This window comes from Streptomyces sp. NPDC037054 (assembly GCF_055606745.1).
This window is the reverse complement of the sequence record NZ_JBVJSJ010000016.1, coordinates 1-17,211: the sequence shown is the minus strand read 5'-3', so window position 1 is coordinate 17,211 and position 17,211 is coordinate 1. Positions and strand designations below refer to the sequence as shown.

The 17,211-nt window shown below is 68.6% G+C and carries 15 protein-coding genes, 1 other RNA gene and 1 pseudogene; 8 read left to right on the top strand and 9 right to left on the bottom strand.

The features are described from left to right. Positions 1-9: 9 nt before the first annotated feature. Positions 10-108, bottom strand: a pseudogene (locus tag ACZ7D7_RS30440) (dTDP-4-dehydrorhamnose reductase); the annotation flags it as partial. 320 nt (positions 109-428) lie between these two features. Here ACZ7D7_RS30440 and ACZ7D7_RS30435 point away from each other — a divergent pair. From ACZ7D7_RS30435 to ACZ7D7_RS30425, 3 genes are all read left to right on the top strand, one after another. After that, positions 429-824: a site-specific integrase gene (locus tag ACZ7D7_RS30435; RefSeq protein WP_470828501.1), complete on the top strand. Its 396-nt coding sequence runs from the start codon at positions 429-431 to the stop codon at positions 822-824. 30 nt (positions 825-854) lie between these two features. Beyond that, positions 855-1,826: a hypothetical protein gene (locus tag ACZ7D7_RS30430; protein WP_470828500.1), complete on the top strand. Its 972-nt coding sequence runs from the start codon at positions 855-857 to the stop codon at positions 1,824-1,826. A gap of 79 nt (positions 1,827-1,905) precedes the next feature. Continuing rightward, the gene (locus ACZ7D7_RS30425) at positions 1,906-2,979 is read left to right on the top strand and encodes a hypothetical protein (protein WP_470828498.1); all 1,074 of its coding nucleotides are present in this window, start codon (positions 1,906-1,908) and stop codon (positions 2,977-2,979) included. 31 nt (positions 2,980-3,010) lie between these two features. Here ACZ7D7_RS30425 and ACZ7D7_RS30420 read toward each other — a convergent pair whose 3' ends face one another. After that, positions 3,011-3,967 carry a hypothetical protein gene (locus ACZ7D7_RS30420; RefSeq protein ID WP_470828497.1) on the bottom strand — a complete coding sequence of 319 codons (957 nt, stop codon included), beginning with the start codon at positions 3,965-3,967 and terminating at the stop codon, positions 3,011-3,013. 807 nt (positions 3,968-4,774) lie between these two features. Continuing rightward, the gene (locus tag ACZ7D7_RS30415; protein ID WP_470828627.1) at positions 4,775-5,764 is read right to left on the bottom strand and encodes an ATP-dependent DNA ligase; all 990 of its coding nucleotides are present in this window, start codon (positions 5,762-5,764) and stop codon (positions 4,775-4,777) included. A gap of 846 nt (positions 5,765-6,610) precedes the next feature. On the opposite strand from ACZ7D7_RS30415, the gene ACZ7D7_RS30410 reads away from it, so the two are divergent. Further along, positions 6,611-7,924, top strand: coding sequence for a tyrosine-type recombinase/integrase (locus ACZ7D7_RS30410; RefSeq protein ID WP_470828496.1), 1,314 nt, complete (start codon positions 6,611-6,613; stop codon positions 7,922-7,924). Positions 7,925-8,113: 189 nt separating this feature from the next. On the opposite strand, the gene rnpB is transcribed toward ACZ7D7_RS30410, so the two are convergent. After that, positions 8,114-8,519, bottom strand: an RNA gene (rnpB, locus tag ACZ7D7_RS30405) — RNase P RNA component class A. A gap of 33 nt (positions 8,520-8,552) precedes the next feature. After that, entirely contained in the window at positions 8,553-9,131 is a 579-nt protein-coding gene (locus ACZ7D7_RS30400; RefSeq protein WP_470828494.1) for a Uma2 family endonuclease, read from the bottom strand. A gap of 170 nt (positions 9,132-9,301) precedes the next feature. Between ACZ7D7_RS30400 and ACZ7D7_RS30395 the strand changes: the two genes are divergently transcribed. Together ACZ7D7_RS30395 and ACZ7D7_RS30390 are read left to right on the top strand one after the other, a co-directional pair. Beyond that, positions 9,302-10,060: a MerR family transcriptional regulator gene (locus ACZ7D7_RS30395; RefSeq protein ID WP_470828493.1), complete on the top strand. Its 759-nt coding sequence runs from the start codon at positions 9,302-9,304 to the stop codon at positions 10,058-10,060. A 44-nt stretch (positions 10,061-10,104) separates the two neighbouring features. Beyond that, the gene (locus ACZ7D7_RS30390; protein ID WP_470828626.1) at positions 10,105-10,710 is read left to right on the top strand and encodes a hypothetical protein; all 606 of its coding nucleotides are present in this window, start codon (positions 10,105-10,107) and stop codon (positions 10,708-10,710) included. Here the strand turns inward: ACZ7D7_RS30390 and ACZ7D7_RS30385 are convergent. Next, positions 10,661-12,178, bottom strand: coding sequence for an RNB domain-containing ribonuclease (locus ACZ7D7_RS30385; RefSeq protein WP_470828491.1), 1,518 nt, complete (start codon positions 12,176-12,178; stop codon positions 10,661-10,663). The two genes, ACZ7D7_RS30390 and ACZ7D7_RS30385, sit on opposite strands and share 50 nt — an antisense overlap. 74 nt (positions 12,179-12,252) lie before the next feature. Between ACZ7D7_RS30385 and yaaA the strand changes: the two genes are divergently transcribed. Both yaaA and eda read left to right on the top strand, forming a co-directional pair. Continuing rightward, positions 12,253-13,035 (top strand): peroxide stress protein YaaA, encoded by a 783-nt coding sequence (gene yaaA, locus ACZ7D7_RS30380; RefSeq protein ID WP_470828489.1) that lies wholly within the window; start codon positions 12,253-12,255, stop codon positions 13,033-13,035. An 86-nt stretch (positions 13,036-13,121) separates the two neighbouring features. After that, positions 13,122-13,865 (top strand): bifunctional 4-hydroxy-2-oxoglutarate aldolase/2-dehydro-3-deoxy-phosphogluconate aldolase, encoded by a 744-nt coding sequence (gene eda, locus ACZ7D7_RS30375; RefSeq protein ID WP_470828488.1) that lies wholly within the window; start codon positions 13,122-13,124, stop codon positions 13,863-13,865. Between the two features lies 1 nt (position 13,866). On the opposite strand, the gene ACZ7D7_RS30370 is transcribed toward eda, so the two are convergent. From ACZ7D7_RS30370 to ACZ7D7_RS30360, 3 genes are read right to left on the bottom strand one after another with little or no spacing between them, the layout of a single operon-like run. Beyond that, positions 13,867-15,318, bottom strand: coding sequence for a bifunctional RNase H/acid phosphatase (locus ACZ7D7_RS30370; protein ID WP_470828486.1), 1,452 nt, complete (start codon positions 15,316-15,318; stop codon positions 13,867-13,869). A 36-nt stretch (positions 15,319-15,354) separates the two neighbouring features. Continuing rightward, entirely contained in the window at positions 15,355-16,098 is a 744-nt protein-coding gene (locus ACZ7D7_RS30365) for a zinc ribbon domain-containing protein (RefSeq protein WP_470828624.1), read from the bottom strand. Beyond that, the gene (locus ACZ7D7_RS30360) at positions 16,095-16,952 is read right to left on the bottom strand and encodes a Nif3-like dinuclear metal center hexameric protein (protein ID WP_470828485.1); all 858 of its coding nucleotides are present in this window, start codon (positions 16,950-16,952) and stop codon (positions 16,095-16,097) included. Before ACZ7D7_RS30360 ends, ACZ7D7_RS30365 begins: the two co-directional genes overlap by 4 nt. Between the last annotated feature and the right edge of the window lie 259 nt (positions 16,953-17,211).

Sequence of the window (17,211 nt, the reverse complement as noted above, 5' to 3'; positions counted from 1 at the left end):
TTGCAAACAGGGAGCGGCAGACGAATCGGCCTGTATGCGGGCGCCGGAAAACACCGCATCGCTGGACACATGGACCAGGCGGCTACCGTACTTCACGGCAGCCATCGAAGAGTACGGCCTGGACCGCCGGCGCACCCGGGCCAGCGTGCTCGGACACCTCGGCGAGATTCGCTTTCGGCAGGGCGACCTCGACGGCGCGCTGAGCGCCTGGTCGGAGTTCGTTGTATTGGAGTACGCGCGGGTTGCTTTGACAGCTCTGGCAGGAGAATCGGTGCATCTCAGCAGGTCAACGGCCTAGCTGGCGGCCCTTTCGCGATCTCCAGGAATCTGCGAGCAACTTTCTCGACTATGCCGGCAACCCGTTCGAGAGGTTCATCATCGTCCTGGTCGCCGTCCATGCCCTTGCCGGCACCACGATCCCGACCCCCTTGCACGAGGATCTCGACCTCGCCGCCGGACGGCTGACTGTTCGGCGCGGGAGCTGGCGGCACACCGTCTTCCTCGACGATCTCTCCCACCAAGTGGCCGCCGACTGGATTGCCGAACGACATCGGCGCTGGCCCGGAACCACCAACCCGCACCTGCTGGTCAGCCAGCAGTCCGCCATGCACACCGGCCACCCGCCGATCAGCACCAGCATGTTTGACCACGTCTTTCGCAGGGCCGGGCTGACGATGCAGCAGGTGCGAGAGGACCGCATCCTCTTCGAGGCCCGGGAGACCACTGACCCCCTCCACCTGCGCGTGTTCGGCATCAGCGACGGCACTGCCATGCGTTACATCACCGCCGCCCACCCCGAGCGCACCACCAAACTTCCTCGCTGAAGGAACAAAGCGCCTGCCATGATCTCTCGCATGACGGAACAGTGGACATCCGCGCTCAGCTTCGCCAGCTTCGCTGCCCCTCGGAGGGCCGATGGCACGCCAGCAACTTCTGACCCGCGCCGTGATGTTGAAGAGACCGCGATGCGCTGGCAGAGCCACAGCAGCCGGGGAGGAGCTGCGGGATGGTCATCGCTGCACTCCCTGGAAGCCGCAGGAGTGCAGGGACGCGGAATCCTGATAGACCGGGTGGTGGAGATACACGGCCTTGCTGGCAGCATCGGCGAGCAGTTGACACTCGCTTGGGCCGCCGAACAAGATGCCCAGCGTTTCCAGGATCCTGAAATCGAACGCGATCCGGGCCACCTTGAGGAGGTACAGACAGTCCAGCGCATGGCAGTGAGAGCCTTGTGCGAAATGAGCACCCACTTCCTGCTGGGAGCCGCGCACAGTCTTGCCAACCTCGTGCTGCGCGTTACGCTATGCAATTCCCTGGCGGCTGACGTAGTCAACGCACCAAAGAGGAATCGCAAGGCTCAAGGCTTCGAGCCGGGAACCGGTCTTCCGTTCGCATGGCCTACCTTCTCTTCATCCCTCGCGGTAGAACTATGGGCGCAAGTACTACCTGACGCTGCTGAAGCAAGCGGCATCGATAGCATTAGAAAGCTTGTCTCCCGCCTGCTGTTGCTTCAGCGAGACCATCGATTCCGGGCACTTGACGAACGTCGTGGCTTGGATTATCACCGTCGACGCCCCCAGTCGGTCAAGCACACCTCGCCCCGCACCGGCATCTGGTCCTACGACCAGGAGAAGAAACTTTCGACCACCAGAATGGTGGCCTCTGCCGAGGACGCTCAGCGAGACGAAGTCCTCATCCACCAGATCTGCGTTGACGCCTTGACTTGTATCACCGAAGCCATGGTCGACATCGAACCGCTGATCGCTGAGAGCCTTGCGGCCTGCCACCTGGCATGGCGGCTGGATGAGCCTCGTACGATCCAGTGAGCATCACCCACAGGGCGAGCGCGCCGGGGCCCTTCTCAAAGTAGTGGAACGCGGTCCGATCTCTCATAGACAATGAGACATGCAGATTCGCCTTCCAGGAACCGAAGAGCTGCCGGCCCCGGCGACCCCCGAGCAGCAAGAGCTGCTCCAGACCGTATGGAACGCCTTCGCGTCAACCTCAGAGTGGCCTACCTTCGACTGGGTAGACCGGAAGCTCGACCGTAAAGGGATCGACACTGTTGCGGCGCTCGCCCAGCTTCCTGACGGGCTGATGCGCGGCCTGCCCGACCCGAGCCGACCCATTCCCCAGGATGACTCGGTCCTGGCATTGACAATCGCTGGCGCGGCGCGGTGCAACGGATCCTCAGACGTGGTGCTGCTCTTCCTCGCCCTCATACGCGTCCTTGCCGAGACCGAACAGAAGTGGCAGGCAGGGCCAGGTGGAGAAAAACCGAACCTTTCTGAGCACACTGCTATCCGTCGTCTGAATCTAATGCCTATCGAGGACCATACGACGTTGCTCCTGCAGGCGCGCATGCTTGCGCAGTTCGAACCCGGCATCGAGGGTCATCACATTGCCAATGACGGCCGCGCGTGGACGCTAAAGATCGGGCGGTCCATTCGCCCTTTCCGCGAAGTTGGCGACATCGGCGCGTACTGGCGCACGCGCGAGGCTCTGAGAGCTCCAAACCCTGTCTCCCCGGCGAACCGCGGCGGCGGGTCACCTGACGTGCAGCATGTTGTGCAGAGTGGATCGCCGTACATTAGTGATGAACTCATCGCGGCTTTGGAAACCACGACCACGAAGTACAAGCTCGACAAGCTCAGCGCTCTTGCTCGTGAGCTCAATGAGAACTACAGCGCTGGGCACCCGTATGCCAGCCAGATGCTCTTGCGAGCAATCCTGGACCATGTGCCACCTGCCTTCGGACAGAAGACGTTCGACAATGTAGTGGCTAACGTTTCATGGAGTCGTACAGACAAGGCCCATGTGAAGAAATTGCGAGACACTCGCGCCTCTGCTGATGATGTGCTCCACCGTCAGATCCGTCAGTCGCCAAGTCACTTCAACATGAATGACATGCCACCCCGTGCGGCAATCAATGCCCTTCTCCAAGCGCTGATAGATCGCCTTGCGAATGTCGAGCAGTGATTACAGAATCGGAGTCCGAAGAAACTGGCATTCAAATTCGCACTACAACCATTCCTGCCAACCGGTCGGACAGATCACTCGGTGGCAGGGCACCGTTCATGACAGGCTCTACGTATTCCGGAAGTCGCCTCCGCAACCCATTCAAAATGTGAGGGTAGTAGGGGGCGCGAAAATGCCCGATATCGCGTGGAGTCGCCGGAAAGACAAAGGTTCCCTCGTTGCTGATCGCCGGACGCTCAGGGGCCACCGCCGAGAACTGTCCCCTACGCATCCTCGAAACTACTTCAAACATCATCTTCGCGATTTCGCGCGGCCCGTGTTGAGGGGTGACGAGGAACTCGCGAAGGGGAGGGTCAAGTGACCTGATGTTAAGGTCTTGAATGAGGGGTTTCGTCGAGACGTTTCGGTCGACGGCGTCTTCGAGTGGAAACCCGTCACGGAAGGCATCCTCTGCCGCGATCGACGGCGTGTGAGACCGCAGGTGATCGGCGGCCAACGCAGGCAGCAGGAGGGTTCCAGCCCGCTCGCACCGCCGGCAGTGAGGGTCCTTACCTGAGCAGGCGGGGCACCACGAGTTAGAGTCCCGCCTGTATTGCATGTCCCCGCAGTAGAGCATATAGGCGGCAGGGAGATTGAACTCGCGGGCAGTCGCGAAGAGGTCATTCATCTGCTGCCCCGTGTTTTTGGGATACTTGAAATCGACGGTTAATCCCGTTTTGGTCTGCTTCATTTTCTTGGCTTGAACGACAATCCCGAAGCACTCTCCGGTAAGGTCCACGAACCACCACAGCCAGTCTGCCCCGATCGCTTTTTCCTGTTGACGGTTAAATGGCACATACGGGACGTCGGGCCAGACAGCCATTAAAAGTCGCTCGGTTGCAGATTCCTCGCCCCAGTTGTGCTCTCGTCGGGCGCTTTCCGATGCATAGGAGTCAACGGCCTGCCGACCCCGCGTAAAGGCGGTGAGGAGGATGTCGGATTTCGACATATTTGTCTCGTCTCCGGGGGATGTGCAAGGAGCCGCCCTTCTATGGGCTCCCGTGCTGGCGGATCGATCGAGCAACCCTAGCCGGACAGCAGGCGATAGGCCGCCCTCGATCTGCTGCTAGTGACCTGAGTCGGAGATTTTTTGGTAGTTCTCGCGAGCTACTCGAAGTGCCGAAGACCGGATTCCAGCAGGCCGGGCCTAACCTGGCGGCCGCGCGGCTTCCGGCTGACGGCCGCCGATCTGACGAATAATCTTTGACTCAGGTCACTAGGTGCCGGGCGCAAGGCCGTCAGGAACCCGCTCCCGCAGTGGCCGCAACGGCGATCCGAGGCGCGGGTTGAGACTCCAGGGGGCTCAGGCAGCCACGGGCAACAGACCGCTCGCGCCCGCCCGGAACGATACGCCACCATCCATGCTGCGACGCCTCTTCGGCCGCAGTCACTGAGCCTCAGCGCCGCTCGCACGCTGTGTACCCCAGTCGCGCCGCCCGCTCCGGTACCCATGGCCGCACTCGGCGACTCCCGGACAGCCCGACGGTCCTCCGCCAGGCACCAAGCAGGGCGTCACCTGGCGTGAGCAGCCGAAAGTCCGGACGTACATTCGACGCATGGATGGGATGCCAAGACGCATCGACCCCAGCACAGACCGGACAACCGCTGCAGTCATGCTGGGCTGCTCGCCAGACGAAGTCGGATACTGCCCCAGGTGCCAAGGGCTGACGCGCAGATACGGCCGCAACGCTCAGGTCATCTGCCGGGCATGCCGGGCAGCTGAAACAGCGAAAGACGCATCAAGCTGACTGGCCGATCAATCACCAGCCGGCACCGCGCCCTCACCGAACGCCGCGACATCTTCGGGCGCCATGTCCTCGCGAAGGCGGACGAACCGGGCCGGGTGACGCCATACCCCTCGGTCCTGTGCACGATCCACATCGATCTCGGCGACCAGCTCTGGCGCCACGAGGACGACCTCCAGCGGGGTTCGGGATCCCCACGACGTGGTGAACCGTACGCCTACCCAGGGATGACTTGTCCCCGCTTGAGTGAGCAGGTCGGCGAAGCGCCGGGCATGGTCGGGATGCAGCTGGGTACTACGCGCGACCGGCCTCAGCACCCCATCGTGGTCGTAGCGGCCCAGCAGAAGACTCTGCGGGCGGCGGAGCGTGCCGGTGATCGCCCCAACGATGCCCTCCGTCGTGTCCCGCCGGCGGATCTTGTACCAGCCTCGGACACCCGGGATGTACCGCTGCTTCCGCCCGCGAATCACCAGTCCTTCAACGCCAGGAACCTCCGTCCAGGAGGTCAGCCAGTCCTGCGCCGCCCGGACGTCGTCGGTTTCAGGGCACAGCGTCCACGGCGGCGCGAGCGCGTACTCGGTGAACAACTCCTCCAACTTCGCGCGTCGACGTTCGTACGGTTCCTGGAGAAGCTCTTGTCCCTCAACCTGAAGAATGTCGAAAGCGACGAAGTGGGCGGGCAGCACCTCAGCCAACCGCGCAGCCGTCCGTCCGTCGGACGCCGCGCGACGTTGCAATGCCTCAAATGAGAGCTGTCCCCCCTCCCACACCAGAAGCTCCCCATCGAGAACCAGGCCGTCGGGGAGGCGCGTAGCCGCAAGGACCAGGTCAGGGAACCGGCTCTGCACCAGGGCGCCCCTACGCGACTGGAGCAGGACTGGACCCGGTCGAGGCTTCGGGGTGAATAGGAGGGCACGATAGCCGTCCAGTTTCGGTTGGAAGATCAGTCCTCCAGGCAACGCTCCGGGCGGGGGAAGTTGGTCGCGAGCCTGCGCCAGCATCGGTTCCACCGGCGGTCGGAGCACCATAAGTCCTGTCTACGGCTCCGGCGCCTTGACCGCACGCTGTGCACCGACGACCTGCCGCGCAGCCAGTTCCAAAACCTCGACTCGCGAACGGGTCACCACCGAGATCCGCAACAGAGCGCACCCAGCGGCGAGGCACACAGAGCGTCTCCGTGCGACCGCTGACGTTCCCCCAACAGGGCCAGCCTACGGAACTCCTAGCAACAAGTGTTTACGACAGAGTATCTCAAATGCGCCTATAACACCCTTACCGTGCTGCCATCCAGGGGTTGCGTGGGCTAATCTGGCGGCAGGTCATAAACACCTGTAGATGACTGGCTCTGGTGCGCTCTTCGCTCGCGCGCGAAGCTCCGCCTGCCGTCATCCACGGGTCGGCTGCACGCACATTGGGGGAGGCTCGGCCTTGCTGGAGACAGGGCACGCGCATGCGGAATATTCGACTCCGATTCAGCGCGACATACAGGTTTCGGTGCCTCGATGACCAGAAAAGAAAAGGCGCTGGAAACCGGTTCTTCTGTTTTCGATGACCGCTATATGATGCCCCGCGAGGTGGAACACCGCCTGGGTATTTCACCTTCAACTCGGCGCAGGTGGACTAATCGGGGTCTGCTGCGCGCCTACCCTCTTGGCCCGTATTACCAACCCGGACCAGGTGACAACCGGAGAGGAAACAGGAATGGCAGCAGGGTGCGCTACAGCGAGAGGCAGGTGAACGACCTTTTCGAGCGCATCAAGAGGGGAGAGCTTGCACGCCCCCCGAAGCCGGCTGAACTGTAGGACCGCGGGCCGAGGAGAGCTGTACTCACCACATGGAAGGGGCACATGGCCGAGTCCGACGCGCCATTCGACCGATGGCACAAGAAGTACCCGAAACCAGGAGACAAACCGTGCAAGTGCGGCACAAAGAAGAATCCACTGTACCCATCGGCCGACCACGGTCGGGGACAGCAGTGGCAGGCTCGTTACACCGACCCGAACGGCAAGCCTCGACGGCCCATGTTCGACACGTGGCAGGAAGCCCGAGACCACCTCGACGAGGTGCGGGTTAGCATCCGCGGCGGCACGTGGGTGGACCCGGACGTCGGCAGCCAGAGGGTCAAAGCGTTCGCAGACGAGTTCATCGAGCGCAAGAAAAAGAAGAACAAGAACGAGAACACGACCGGCACCTACGAGACACATCTCCGGGTCCACATCGTTCCATTCCTTGGCTCGCGCGTCGCCAAGACGCTGAAGCGCCGGGACACCATGGCGCTCGTGGATCACCTCATCGGCAAGCCCGGCATCGAGTCCGCGTACTACGTCCACCAGATTTATAAGACGTGGCGCATCCTCGTGAACTACATGATCGATGAGGATGTGCCCCTGCCGGCGAATATCGTTTCCCGCATCGAGCTTCCGGAGATCGAAGAGCGGGAAAAGGTTGCGCTGTCCCCTGAGCAGGTCGCGGGACTGGCTCTCGCCATGCGGCAGGTCGAACCTCGTTACGAAATCCTCGTATGGATCGCAGCTTGCGCTGGACTCCGCGAGGGCGAGGCTTTTGGCCTCAAGGAGACCTCAGTCGTGTGGGAGCATGACCTGCTCTATGTCGAGGAGCAGCGGCAGCGGGGCAAGAAGGCGAAGCTGAAGACCAAGGCGAGCTACGCCACGCTGCCCGTCGACCACTTCCTTATCGAGCGCCTTTCGGAGCACTTGTCTCAGTTCAGAGGTCCGGCTCCGGTTTCCAAGGCAGCGCTGCAGAAGCGGAAACAGCGCGGCTACGTACCGCCGCCTGACGAAGGGCTGATCGTCACGACCCGGACCGGCCGGCCGCTGTCGCGCAGCCACTTCAACGACAAGTGGCGCGCGGCCGTCGAGCTGGCCGGGCTGCCCGAGGGCACACGGTTCCACGACCTCAAGCACTTCTACACGAGCCGCTTGGGGGCAGATGGCAAGTACGACCCGAAGACGGTCCAGGCGCTCTCCCGTCACGCCGAGTTCTCCGAGACGTGGGACACCTACGCACACCCGCCCGTGGCTGTGCAGGGCGTGAAGGTGGACACCTTCAGCGGTCTCTTCGGCGCAGGCGGACCCGGCATCACGCAAGCGCAGCTCGGCACCCAGCAGCGGGCCGACGGCGTCGACCGCGCGGCCGCATGACGTGGATGCGGGACTTGACACCGACCGCACCGCAAGTGCAAGACTCTTCGACGCAACGAGGCGAACCATCGTGGCGCGAGGGTGAGTTGACCCGTGGAACGGTCTGCCCACCCAATTCGACCCCGATTCGACCCCGGAGCCGAATGGCAGAGTGGACACCCCCTCTGACCTGGGCCGGAGGGGTGCGACAGGACGAGCCGGGCTGTACGCCGGGTTCTGTTCCCGGGGTTCCTCGCGGAGCCCCGGGCGACGGCCATCCATCTAGGGCCAGCGTTGCCGTCGGCCTCGTGCGGTCTACCCGCGGACTCGGGCGGGCAGCCCTCGAACGTCCGCGCAGGAACCCCGAGGGGTTCCCTCTTGACCTTGCTCCGGGTGGGGTTTACCGAGCCGCCTGAGTCACCTCAGGCGCTGGTGGTCTCTTACACCACCGTTTCACCCTTACCCGGCGCCGAAGCGCCGGGCGGTTTGCTTTCTGTGGCACTGTCCCGCGGGTCACCCCGGGTGGCTGTTGGCCACCACCCTGCCCTGTGGAGCCCGGACGTTCCTCGGGAAGCTCCCCCGAAGGGTCACTCCACGCGGCCGTCCGCCCGGCTCGTCTGCCGTGTGGACCATGCTACCGGGCTCGGGCTCAGAGAAAGTCCGCCGTCTCCAGGTCGAAGGCGAAGGGGGCGGGGAGGGGCAGCGGCTTGCCGAACGCGACCGTGATGTGTTCTCGGTAGTCGTCGTTCCGGGGATCGCTGAAGAGCGTGACCTGGGAGGTGTCCCGGTCCACGATGAGGTAACGGGGGATGCCCGCGCGGGCGTAGCAGCGCCGTTTGGCCTCGCGGTCGGCAGTGGGCTTCGTGGACGTCACCTCCAACACCAGGGCGACGCCCTCGGAGGGCATCCAGGGGTCGGAGTTCCCGAAGAGGTCGAGGTCGAGGGCCGCGAACGTGGCATCCGGGACCACGTGATTCTTGGGGCAGGCACCTCCGCTCCTCAGCTTCAGGCCCTTGTTCCCGGAGACGTCCATCTCCGTCCGCGACCGCTTGATCACCTGCCGCACGATCCGGCTGATGTACTTCTCGTGATCCCCGTCCGGCGGCGGCGTCACAACGATCTCCCCCTCGATCAGCTCGGCCCGGAAACCCTCCGGTGTCTCCAGGTCGAGGAAGCCCTCCAGCAGGACTTCCGCCTGCGTGAGCGACTCGTGAGCCGTGGCAGTCATGTCACGCCCCTCCTTCTGTCGCCCGCCAGACTGGGACATCGAGTGATCACCTGCCCGAGAGATCGGGAACCGTTCCCTCGATCGTGGCACAACGGCACCGCAGGCGGCAGGCGGCAGGCGGTGAGCCGGGCGCTTGACCCTGCCGTTGCGTCAACGTCTCTACTGGACCCATGCGGATCGGAGAGCTTGCTGCTGCCGTCGGTGTCACCACGCGGACCGTGCGGCACTACCACCACCTGGGGCTGTTGCCCGAGCCGGAGAGGCTCGGCAACGGGTACCGGCAGTACACGCTGCGGCACGCCGTCGTGCTGGCGCGGATCCGGCGGCTGACGGAGCTGGGGCTCGGGCTCGGCGAGGTGCGGGACGTCCTCGCGGACGACGCCGGGAAGGACCTGGCGGAGGTACTGGAGGAACTGGACGCCGATCTGGCCCGGCAGGAAGTCGCCCTCCGGGAGCGGCGGGCCCGGCTGCGCGCGCTGCTGGAGAGCGAGGGCGGGCTCACCGACGAGGGGCCGGTCTCGCCGGAGCTCGCGGCGCTGTTCGCCGAGATGCACCCGGACCTCGCCGACTCGCCCATGGCCACCAAGGACCGCGAGATGCTCGCCCTGCTGGACGCCACCGTGCCCGCGGAGGAGCGGGAGCGGCTGATGGGGCTGCTCAACGCGACGGTCGCCGTGCCCGGCGGGGTCGAGCGTGCCACGCAGGCCTACGCGCTGCTCGACGCCCTCGCCGACGCCCGCCCCGACGATCCCCGCGTGGACGAGGCCGCCCGCGCCCTCGCCGCGTGCGTGCCCGCCGGGCTGCTGCCGGAGGGAGCCGGCGTGGACGAACGGCACGGCTTCCTGCGTGCCTTCTACGCCGACTTCCCCGCCGCCCAGGCCGAGGCGATCCGCCGGGCCCTGCGCATCGTCACCGAGGAGCGGTCGTGAAGGCCGCGGTGCATGCCTCCGTGAAGGCCGCCGTGAAGGCCGCCGTGACGGTCGCCCGCGCGCTCGTCCGCCACGAGCTGCGGCTGTTCGTCTGTCTCGCGCTGTGGACGGTCCGGCGGCGGCAGGGGGCCGGGCTCGCATTCGGGTACGCGCGGGGGCAGGGCGCCATGACCGCCGGGTTCGCGTTCGTGTGCGTGGTCGAGACCGTCGCCCTGGCCGTGCTGCTGCGCGACTGGCCGACCCTGCACCACGTCGTGCTCTTCCTGGACGTCTACACCGTCGTCTTCGTCGTCGCCCTGCACGCCTCGTCCGTCGTACGGCCGCACCTGATGGACGGCGGCACGCTGCGGGTCCGGCGGGCCGTGCACGTCGACGTGCCGATACCGCTGGAGCGGATCGTCTCCGTACGGCGAGAGCTGCGGGCCAGTCACGATCCGGCCGACGGGGTGCTCGACGTCGCCGTCGGGTCCCGGACCTCCGTCACCATCGAGCTGGCCGAGCCCGTCACCCACGTCTCGTTCTTCGGCCGCCGCCGCGAGGTGAGCGTCGTCCGCTGTCACGCCGACGACGCCGACGAACTCGTACGGGCCGTCAGGGCCCTCACGCGGGCGCGAAGCGCACACGCCGTGTCTGAGGGTCCGCCTGCGTGAGGCGGGCCCTCAGGCGCCGGCCGAGCATGGCCTCGTCCACGCCCTCGATACGGCCGATCACGGCCGGCGAGGTCACCTGGATCGTGCCGGTGGTCGGGCGGTCCTCGTCGATGTCGACCAGGACCGCCTCGAAGACCTCGCCCACCCGGTCCTTCAGGAGGGCCGCCTCGACGATGTCGACGCAGGCCCGTTCGGCGGCGTTCGCGCGGCGGCCGCCGTCGGCCATCCGGGCGGGCAGCACGTCGAGGGCGGCCCGCACCCAGTCGGGCGGGGCCTCGCCCGCCACGGCGGCGAGGCACAGTTCGTTCGCGTAGCGGTCGGCCAGGCGGCGCAGGGGCGCGGTGCAGTGGGTGTACGGGGCGGCCACGGCGGCGTGGGTGGTGATGTCGGGCAGTTCGCCGTCGCGGAAGACGGTGTAGCCGGCGCCGCGCAGCAGGGTCGTGCACTCCTGGAGGAACGCCGCGTGCCGCGGTTCGCGCGGGTCGAGGGAGCGGATCAGCGCCGCGTACGAGACGTGGTGCGGCCAGTCGACGCGCAGCGCCTCGGCGGTGCGGCGCAGTCTGCCGACCGCTCCGTCGGGGGCGGCGGGCAGCGTGCGCAGCACGCCGGTGCCGGACGCGAGCATCAGGTCGGCCGCCGCCATCCCGGTCAGCAGGGAGATCTGGGCGTTCCAGCCCTCGGCGGGGAGCGGGGCGCGGTAGGCGAGTTCGTACGTGTGGTCGCGGGGGACGATCTCCTGCTCGGGGACGCCGAGGGAGATGCCGCCGCGTTCCGCCTCCTGGCGTTCGCGCAGCCGGCCGATCTCCGCGAGCAGGGCGAGGGGTTCCTCGGCGGTGCCGGCGTCGATGAGGCGCTGCGCGGTCTCGTAGTCGTAGCGGGCCCGGCTGCGGACCAGCGCCCGGCGTACGTCCACGGCGAGTGTGCGGCCCTCCGCGTCCAGGTCGATCGTCCACAGGGCCGCCGGGCGCACCTGGTCCGGCAGCAGGCTGGCCGCGCCCTCCGACAGCACCGGCGGGTGCAGCGGGACCCGGGTGTCCGGGAAGTAGAGGGTGGTCACGCGGCGGTGCGCCTCCGCGTCCACCGCGCCGCCGGGCCGGACGAAGGCGGCGACGTCGGCGATGGCGTAGCGAACGCGGTAGCCGGTGCCCTGCCGGGACAGGTGCATCGCCTGGTCGAGGTCGGTGGAGGTGGGCGGGTCGATGGTGAGGAAGGGGATGGCGGTGGCGTCCGCGTGCGCGAGCCGTGCCGGGTTCTGTGCCGCGGGCCACCGGAGATCCTCCGTCGCGTTCCGTGGCGCGTTTGTCGCGTCCTGTGGCGCGTTCCGTGCCGACTCCTCCGCCTCTGCCAGGACCTCCGGCGGGAAATCCGTCGAGTGCTCCGGGATGTCCAGTTCGGCGCGCAGTGCGGTGAGGGCGGCTCGCAGCGGGGCCGCGGGGGTTCCGGTCACGCGGATGTGGCGGCGGGGCATAGGGCGAGCGTAGGGCGGGGGCGGCCGGGCGGCACGCCGTACGCTGTCCGGAGTTCAAGAGAAGGAGATCCTCGGTGCTTGTCCTGCTGCCTCCCTCGGAAGGAAAGGCGTCCTCCGGCCGCGGCGCCCCGCTGAAGCCGGAGTCCCTGTCGCTGCCGGAGCTCGCCGCGGCCCGCGAGGCCGTGCTGGAGGAGCTGGTCGAGCTGTGCGCGGCCGACGAGGAGAAGGCCCGCGAGGTGCTGGGGCTGAGCGAGGGTCTGCGGGGCGAGGTCGCGAAGAACGCCGAGCTGAGGACGGCCGGGACGCGGCCCGCCGGGGAGATCTACACGGGCGTGCTGTACGACGCCCTGGACCTGGCCTCGCTGGACAGCGCGGCCAAGCGGCGGGCCGGGCGTTCGCTGCTCGTCTTCTCGGGGCTGTGGGGCGCGGTGCGGGTGACGGACCGGATTCCGTCCTACCGCTGCTCGATGGGCGTGAAGCTGCCCGGCCTCGGCGCGCTGGGCGCGCACTGGCGTACGCCGATGGCGCGGGCGCTGCCCGAGGTGGCCGGGGGCGGTCTCGTGCTGGACCTGAGGTCGGCCGCGTACGCCGCCGCCTGGAAGCCGAAGGGCGAGGTCGCGGAGCGGACGGCGACGGTACGGGTGCTGCACGCGCCGACCCGGAAGGTGGTCAGCCACTTCAACAAGGCGACCAAGGGGCGGATCGTACGGAGTCTGCTCACGGCCGGGGCCGCGCCCAGGAGGCCGGCCGAGCTGGTGGAGGCCCTGCGGGACCTCGGCCACGAGGTGGAGGCGCAGGCGCCCGCGCGGGCGGGGCAGGCGTGGTCGCTGGACGTGCTGGTGGACGAGGTCCACTGACCGAGCCGGGACTGAAGCTCACGGCAGTCATTGCACCCTGCGCAACGACCTTTGCGCAGGGTGCGCGAGCTGGGCAGGATGAGGTCATGACCTCCTCCTCCCCTGCCCCTGCGTCCTCCGCCCTGCCCGGCTCCGTGCTGGACCTCGCCCCCGTCGTGCCCGTCGTCGTCATCGAGGACGCGGCCGACGCCGTGCCGCTCGCGCGGGCGCTCGTGGCGGGCGGGCTGCCCGCGATCGAGGTGACGCTGCGGACGCCCGCCGCGCTCGACGCGATCCGCGCGATCGCCGGCGCGGTGCCGGGGGCGGTGGTCGGAGCGGGCACCGTGATCACACCCGGTCAGGTCTCCGACGCGGTGGCGGCGGGGGCGCGGTTCCTGGTGAGCCCGGGCTGGACGGACGTACTGCTGGAGGCGATGCGGGCGTCCGGGGTGCCGTTCCTGCCGGGGGTGTCGACCACGTCCGAGGTGGTGGCGCTGCTGGAACGCGGGGTGCGGGAGATGAAGTTCTTCCCGGCCGAGGCCGCCGGCGGCACCGCCTACCTCACGTCGCTCGCCGGTCCGCTGCCGCAGGCCCGCTTCTGTCCGACCGGCGGCATCGGTCCCGGTTCCGCGCCCGCGTATCTGGCGCTGCCCAACGTCGGTTGTGTGGGCGGCAGTTGGATGCTTCCGGCGGACGCGGTGGCCGCGCGGGACTGGGGGCGCGTGGAGTCGCTGGCCCGCGAGGCGGCGGGGCTCGGGGCGGGGGCGGACGCGCGGACGGGCACGAATGCGGACGCGGGCACGAATGCGGACGCGGGGGCGGGTGCGGACGCGGGGACGCGGGGCCGGTGAGTCAGCGCAGGTGTGAGGTGTCGTTGAAGAGGCGGACGCTGGCGTTGCCGTCCGCGTAGTAGGCCACCGCCGACAGGGACGCCGCGGACAGCTCCAGGCGGAACAGCGCCTCGGGCGGGGCGCCCAGGGCGAGGCGTACGAGCGTCTTGATCGGCGTGACGTGCGAGACGAGCAGTACCGTGCGGCCCGCGTACGCGGCGACGAGCTTGTCGCGGGCGGCGGCGACCCGGGTCGCGGTCGCCGCGAAGCTCTCGCCGCCGCCGGTCGGTTCGGCGTCGGGGTCGGCCAGCCAGGCGTTCAGGTCGTCCGGGTGGCGCTCGCGGACCTCGGCGAAGGTGAGCCCTTCCCAGGCGCCGAAGTCGGTCTCGCGCAGGCCCTCCTCGACGGCGACGTCCAGACCGAGGCGGGCGGCGACGATGCCGGCGGTCTCGCGGGTGCGGGCGAGGGGTGAGGAGACGACGGCCTGGATCGTGCCGCGCCGGGCCAGCGCGGCGGCGACTTTCTCGGCCTGCTCCCGGCCGACGTCGGACAGGGCCGGATCGCTGCCGCCGCTGCCCGAGAACCGCTTCTGCGGGGTGAGCGGGGTCTCGCCGTGCCGCAGCAGGACGAAGGTGGCGGGGGCGCCCATGTCCGGGGGTCCCCAGCCGGGCGTGGCAACGACTTTCGCGGCCCGCACGTCGGCCTCGGCCTTCCCGTCCACTTCTCCACCGCTCCCGCTGTCGTCGGTCACGGCGCCGTCAGCGCCCTCGCCGGTACCGCCGGCCTGGCCGCCGATGCCGGCAACGCCGTCGCCCTCGCCGCCGGTCCCGGCGCCGCCTTCCGGGGCGCCGCCGTTCCGGCCCCCGGCCTCCGCAGTGCCAGTGACACGCGCCCCGGCGCCCCGCACCGCGCCCTCGCCGACACCGCCGCCCTCGCCGTCACGGCCCTCGGCAGCGCGGTCGGCATCACGACCCCCGGCGTCGCGGCCCGCGCCGTCGCCGCCGTCCTCCCCAACGCCGTCCCCCAGCAGCTCCGCCCCGGCGCGACGCGCCACGTACGTGCCCGCCAACGCCCCCGCGTCCATCGCCTCGTTGGCCAAACGGTCCGCGTGCTTGTTCTGTTCTCGGGGGATCCACTCGTAGGTGACGCGCCCGGGCGGGAAGATCCGGGCCGCCTCCGTCGCGAGGGGCTTCATGCCGGGGTGTTTGATCTTCCAGCGCCCCGACATCTGTTCGACGACCAGCTTGGAGTCCATGCGGACGTGGACCGACGCGGCCGGGTCCAGGTCACGGGCGGCGCGCAGGCCGGCCAGCAGCCCCTGGTACTCGGCGACGTTGTTCGTCACGACGCCGAGGTACTCGGCCGCCTCGACCAGCGTCTGCCCCGTCGCCGCGTCGACGACCACGCAGCCGTAGCCCGCGGGCCCCGGGTTGCCCCGTGACCCGCCGTCGGCCTCGACGATGAACTCCCGCACGCCGTACGCCCCTTACCGCTCCGCCGGCCCCGCGGGCTACAGGCCCGACTCGGCCGTGCGCACCAGGATGCGGCGGCAGTTCTCGCAGCGCACCACCGTGTCGGGCGCCGCCGCGCGGATCTCGCTGAGCTCGGTGATGGCGAGTTCCTGGCGGCAGCCCTGGCAGGTGCGGGCGTAGAGCTTCGCCGCGCCGACGCCGCCCTGCTGCTGGCGGAGCTTGTCGTAGAGCCCCAGGAGGTCGGCCGGGACGGAGGCCGCGACGACCTCGCGCTCCTTGGTCACGGTGGCGACCTCGCCGTCGATCTCCTCGAACGCGGCGTCGCGGCGCGCGGTCGCGTCGTCGATCTTCGACTGGACGGAGGAAACCCGCTCGGTCAGCTCGGCCACCCGCTCCTGTGCGGACTCGCGGCGCTCCATGACCTCCAGGACGACGTCCTCGAGGTCGCCCTGCCGCTTGGCGAGGGACGTGAGCTCGCGCTGGAGGTTCTCCAGGTCCTTCGGGGAGCTGACCGCGCCCGAGTCGAGGCGCTTCTGGTCGCGGGCGGCGCGCTGGCGCACCTGGTCCACGTCCTGCTCGGCCTTGGTCTGTTCGCGGGCGCAGTCGCTCTCCTCGGTCTGCGCGGCGACGAGCAGGTCGCGCAGCTGCGTCAGGTCCTTGGTCAGCGACTCCAGTTCGGCGTGCTCGGGCAGGGACCGGCGCCGGTGGGCGAGCTGCTGCAGGCGGACGTCGAGGTCCTGGACGTCGAGGAGTCGGATCTGGTCGGCGGGCGCGGCGTTCAGTTGGGGGCTCCCAGTGGGTCAGGTGTGGTGGTGGAGGCCGCGTGGGCGGTCCAGGGGTCGGTGACCGTCTTCGAGACGTGGACGCGGAGATCCCATCCGTGCCGGTCGGAGATCTCGTCGAGCTGGCTCGCGGCCAGCTCGCACCAGGGCCATTCGGTGGCCCAGTGCGCCGCGTCGAGCAGCGCGAGGGGACTGTGGGCGCGGGCCTCGGACGCCGGGTGGTGGCGCAGGTCCGCGGTGAGGAAGGCGTCGACGCCGGCCGCCCGTACGTGGTCGAAGAGGCTGTCGCCGGAGCCGCCGCTGACGGCGACCGTGCGGACGGTGGCCCCGGGGTCGCCGGCGACGCGGATGCCCTGCGCGGTGGCGGGCAGCCGCTCGGCGGCGCGGGCGGCGAACTCGCGGACCGTGACCGGGTGGTCCAGCTCGCAGACGCGGCCGAGGCCGCGGCGGCCCTCGGGGTCGGTGGGGTCCGGCACGAGGGGGCGTACGACGCGGAGGCCGAGCGCGCCGGCGAGGGCGTCGGAGACGCCGGGGTCGGCGGTGTCGGCGTTGGTGTGGGCGACGTGCAGCGCGATGTCGTTCTTGATGAGGGTGTGCACGACGCGGCCCTTGAAGGTGGAGGCCGCGACCGTCGTCGTTCCGCGCAGATAGAGCGGGTGGTGGGTGACGAGCAGGTCGGCGCCCAGCGTTACGGCCTCGTCGACGATCTCCTGCACCGGGTCGACGGCGAACAGCACCCGGGACACGTCCTGGCCGGGATCGCCCACGACGGTCCCGACCGCGTCCCAGGACTCGGCCCGCTCGGCGGGCCACAGGTCTTCCAGCGCGGCGATGACTTCAGACAGACGGGGCACGTGGGAAAGGCTACCTGCCTGCTCCACACGGCTGAACCGTCACCGCCCCCGCCCGGCCGACGGCACGCCACCCCCGCCCCTCTACTGGGCCCACCCTCGCCCCTCCGCCGAACCGTCCGCGCCCCTCCCTGTCCGTCCGCGCCTTTCCTGAGCCCGAGCACGCCCCCCCGTTATGTTCTTCGCGGTCCTGCAATGGGGCTGCTGGCCTCCGGGCCCGGTATGACTGTGTCCCCTCTGTCGAAGGCATGACCTGGGGGGT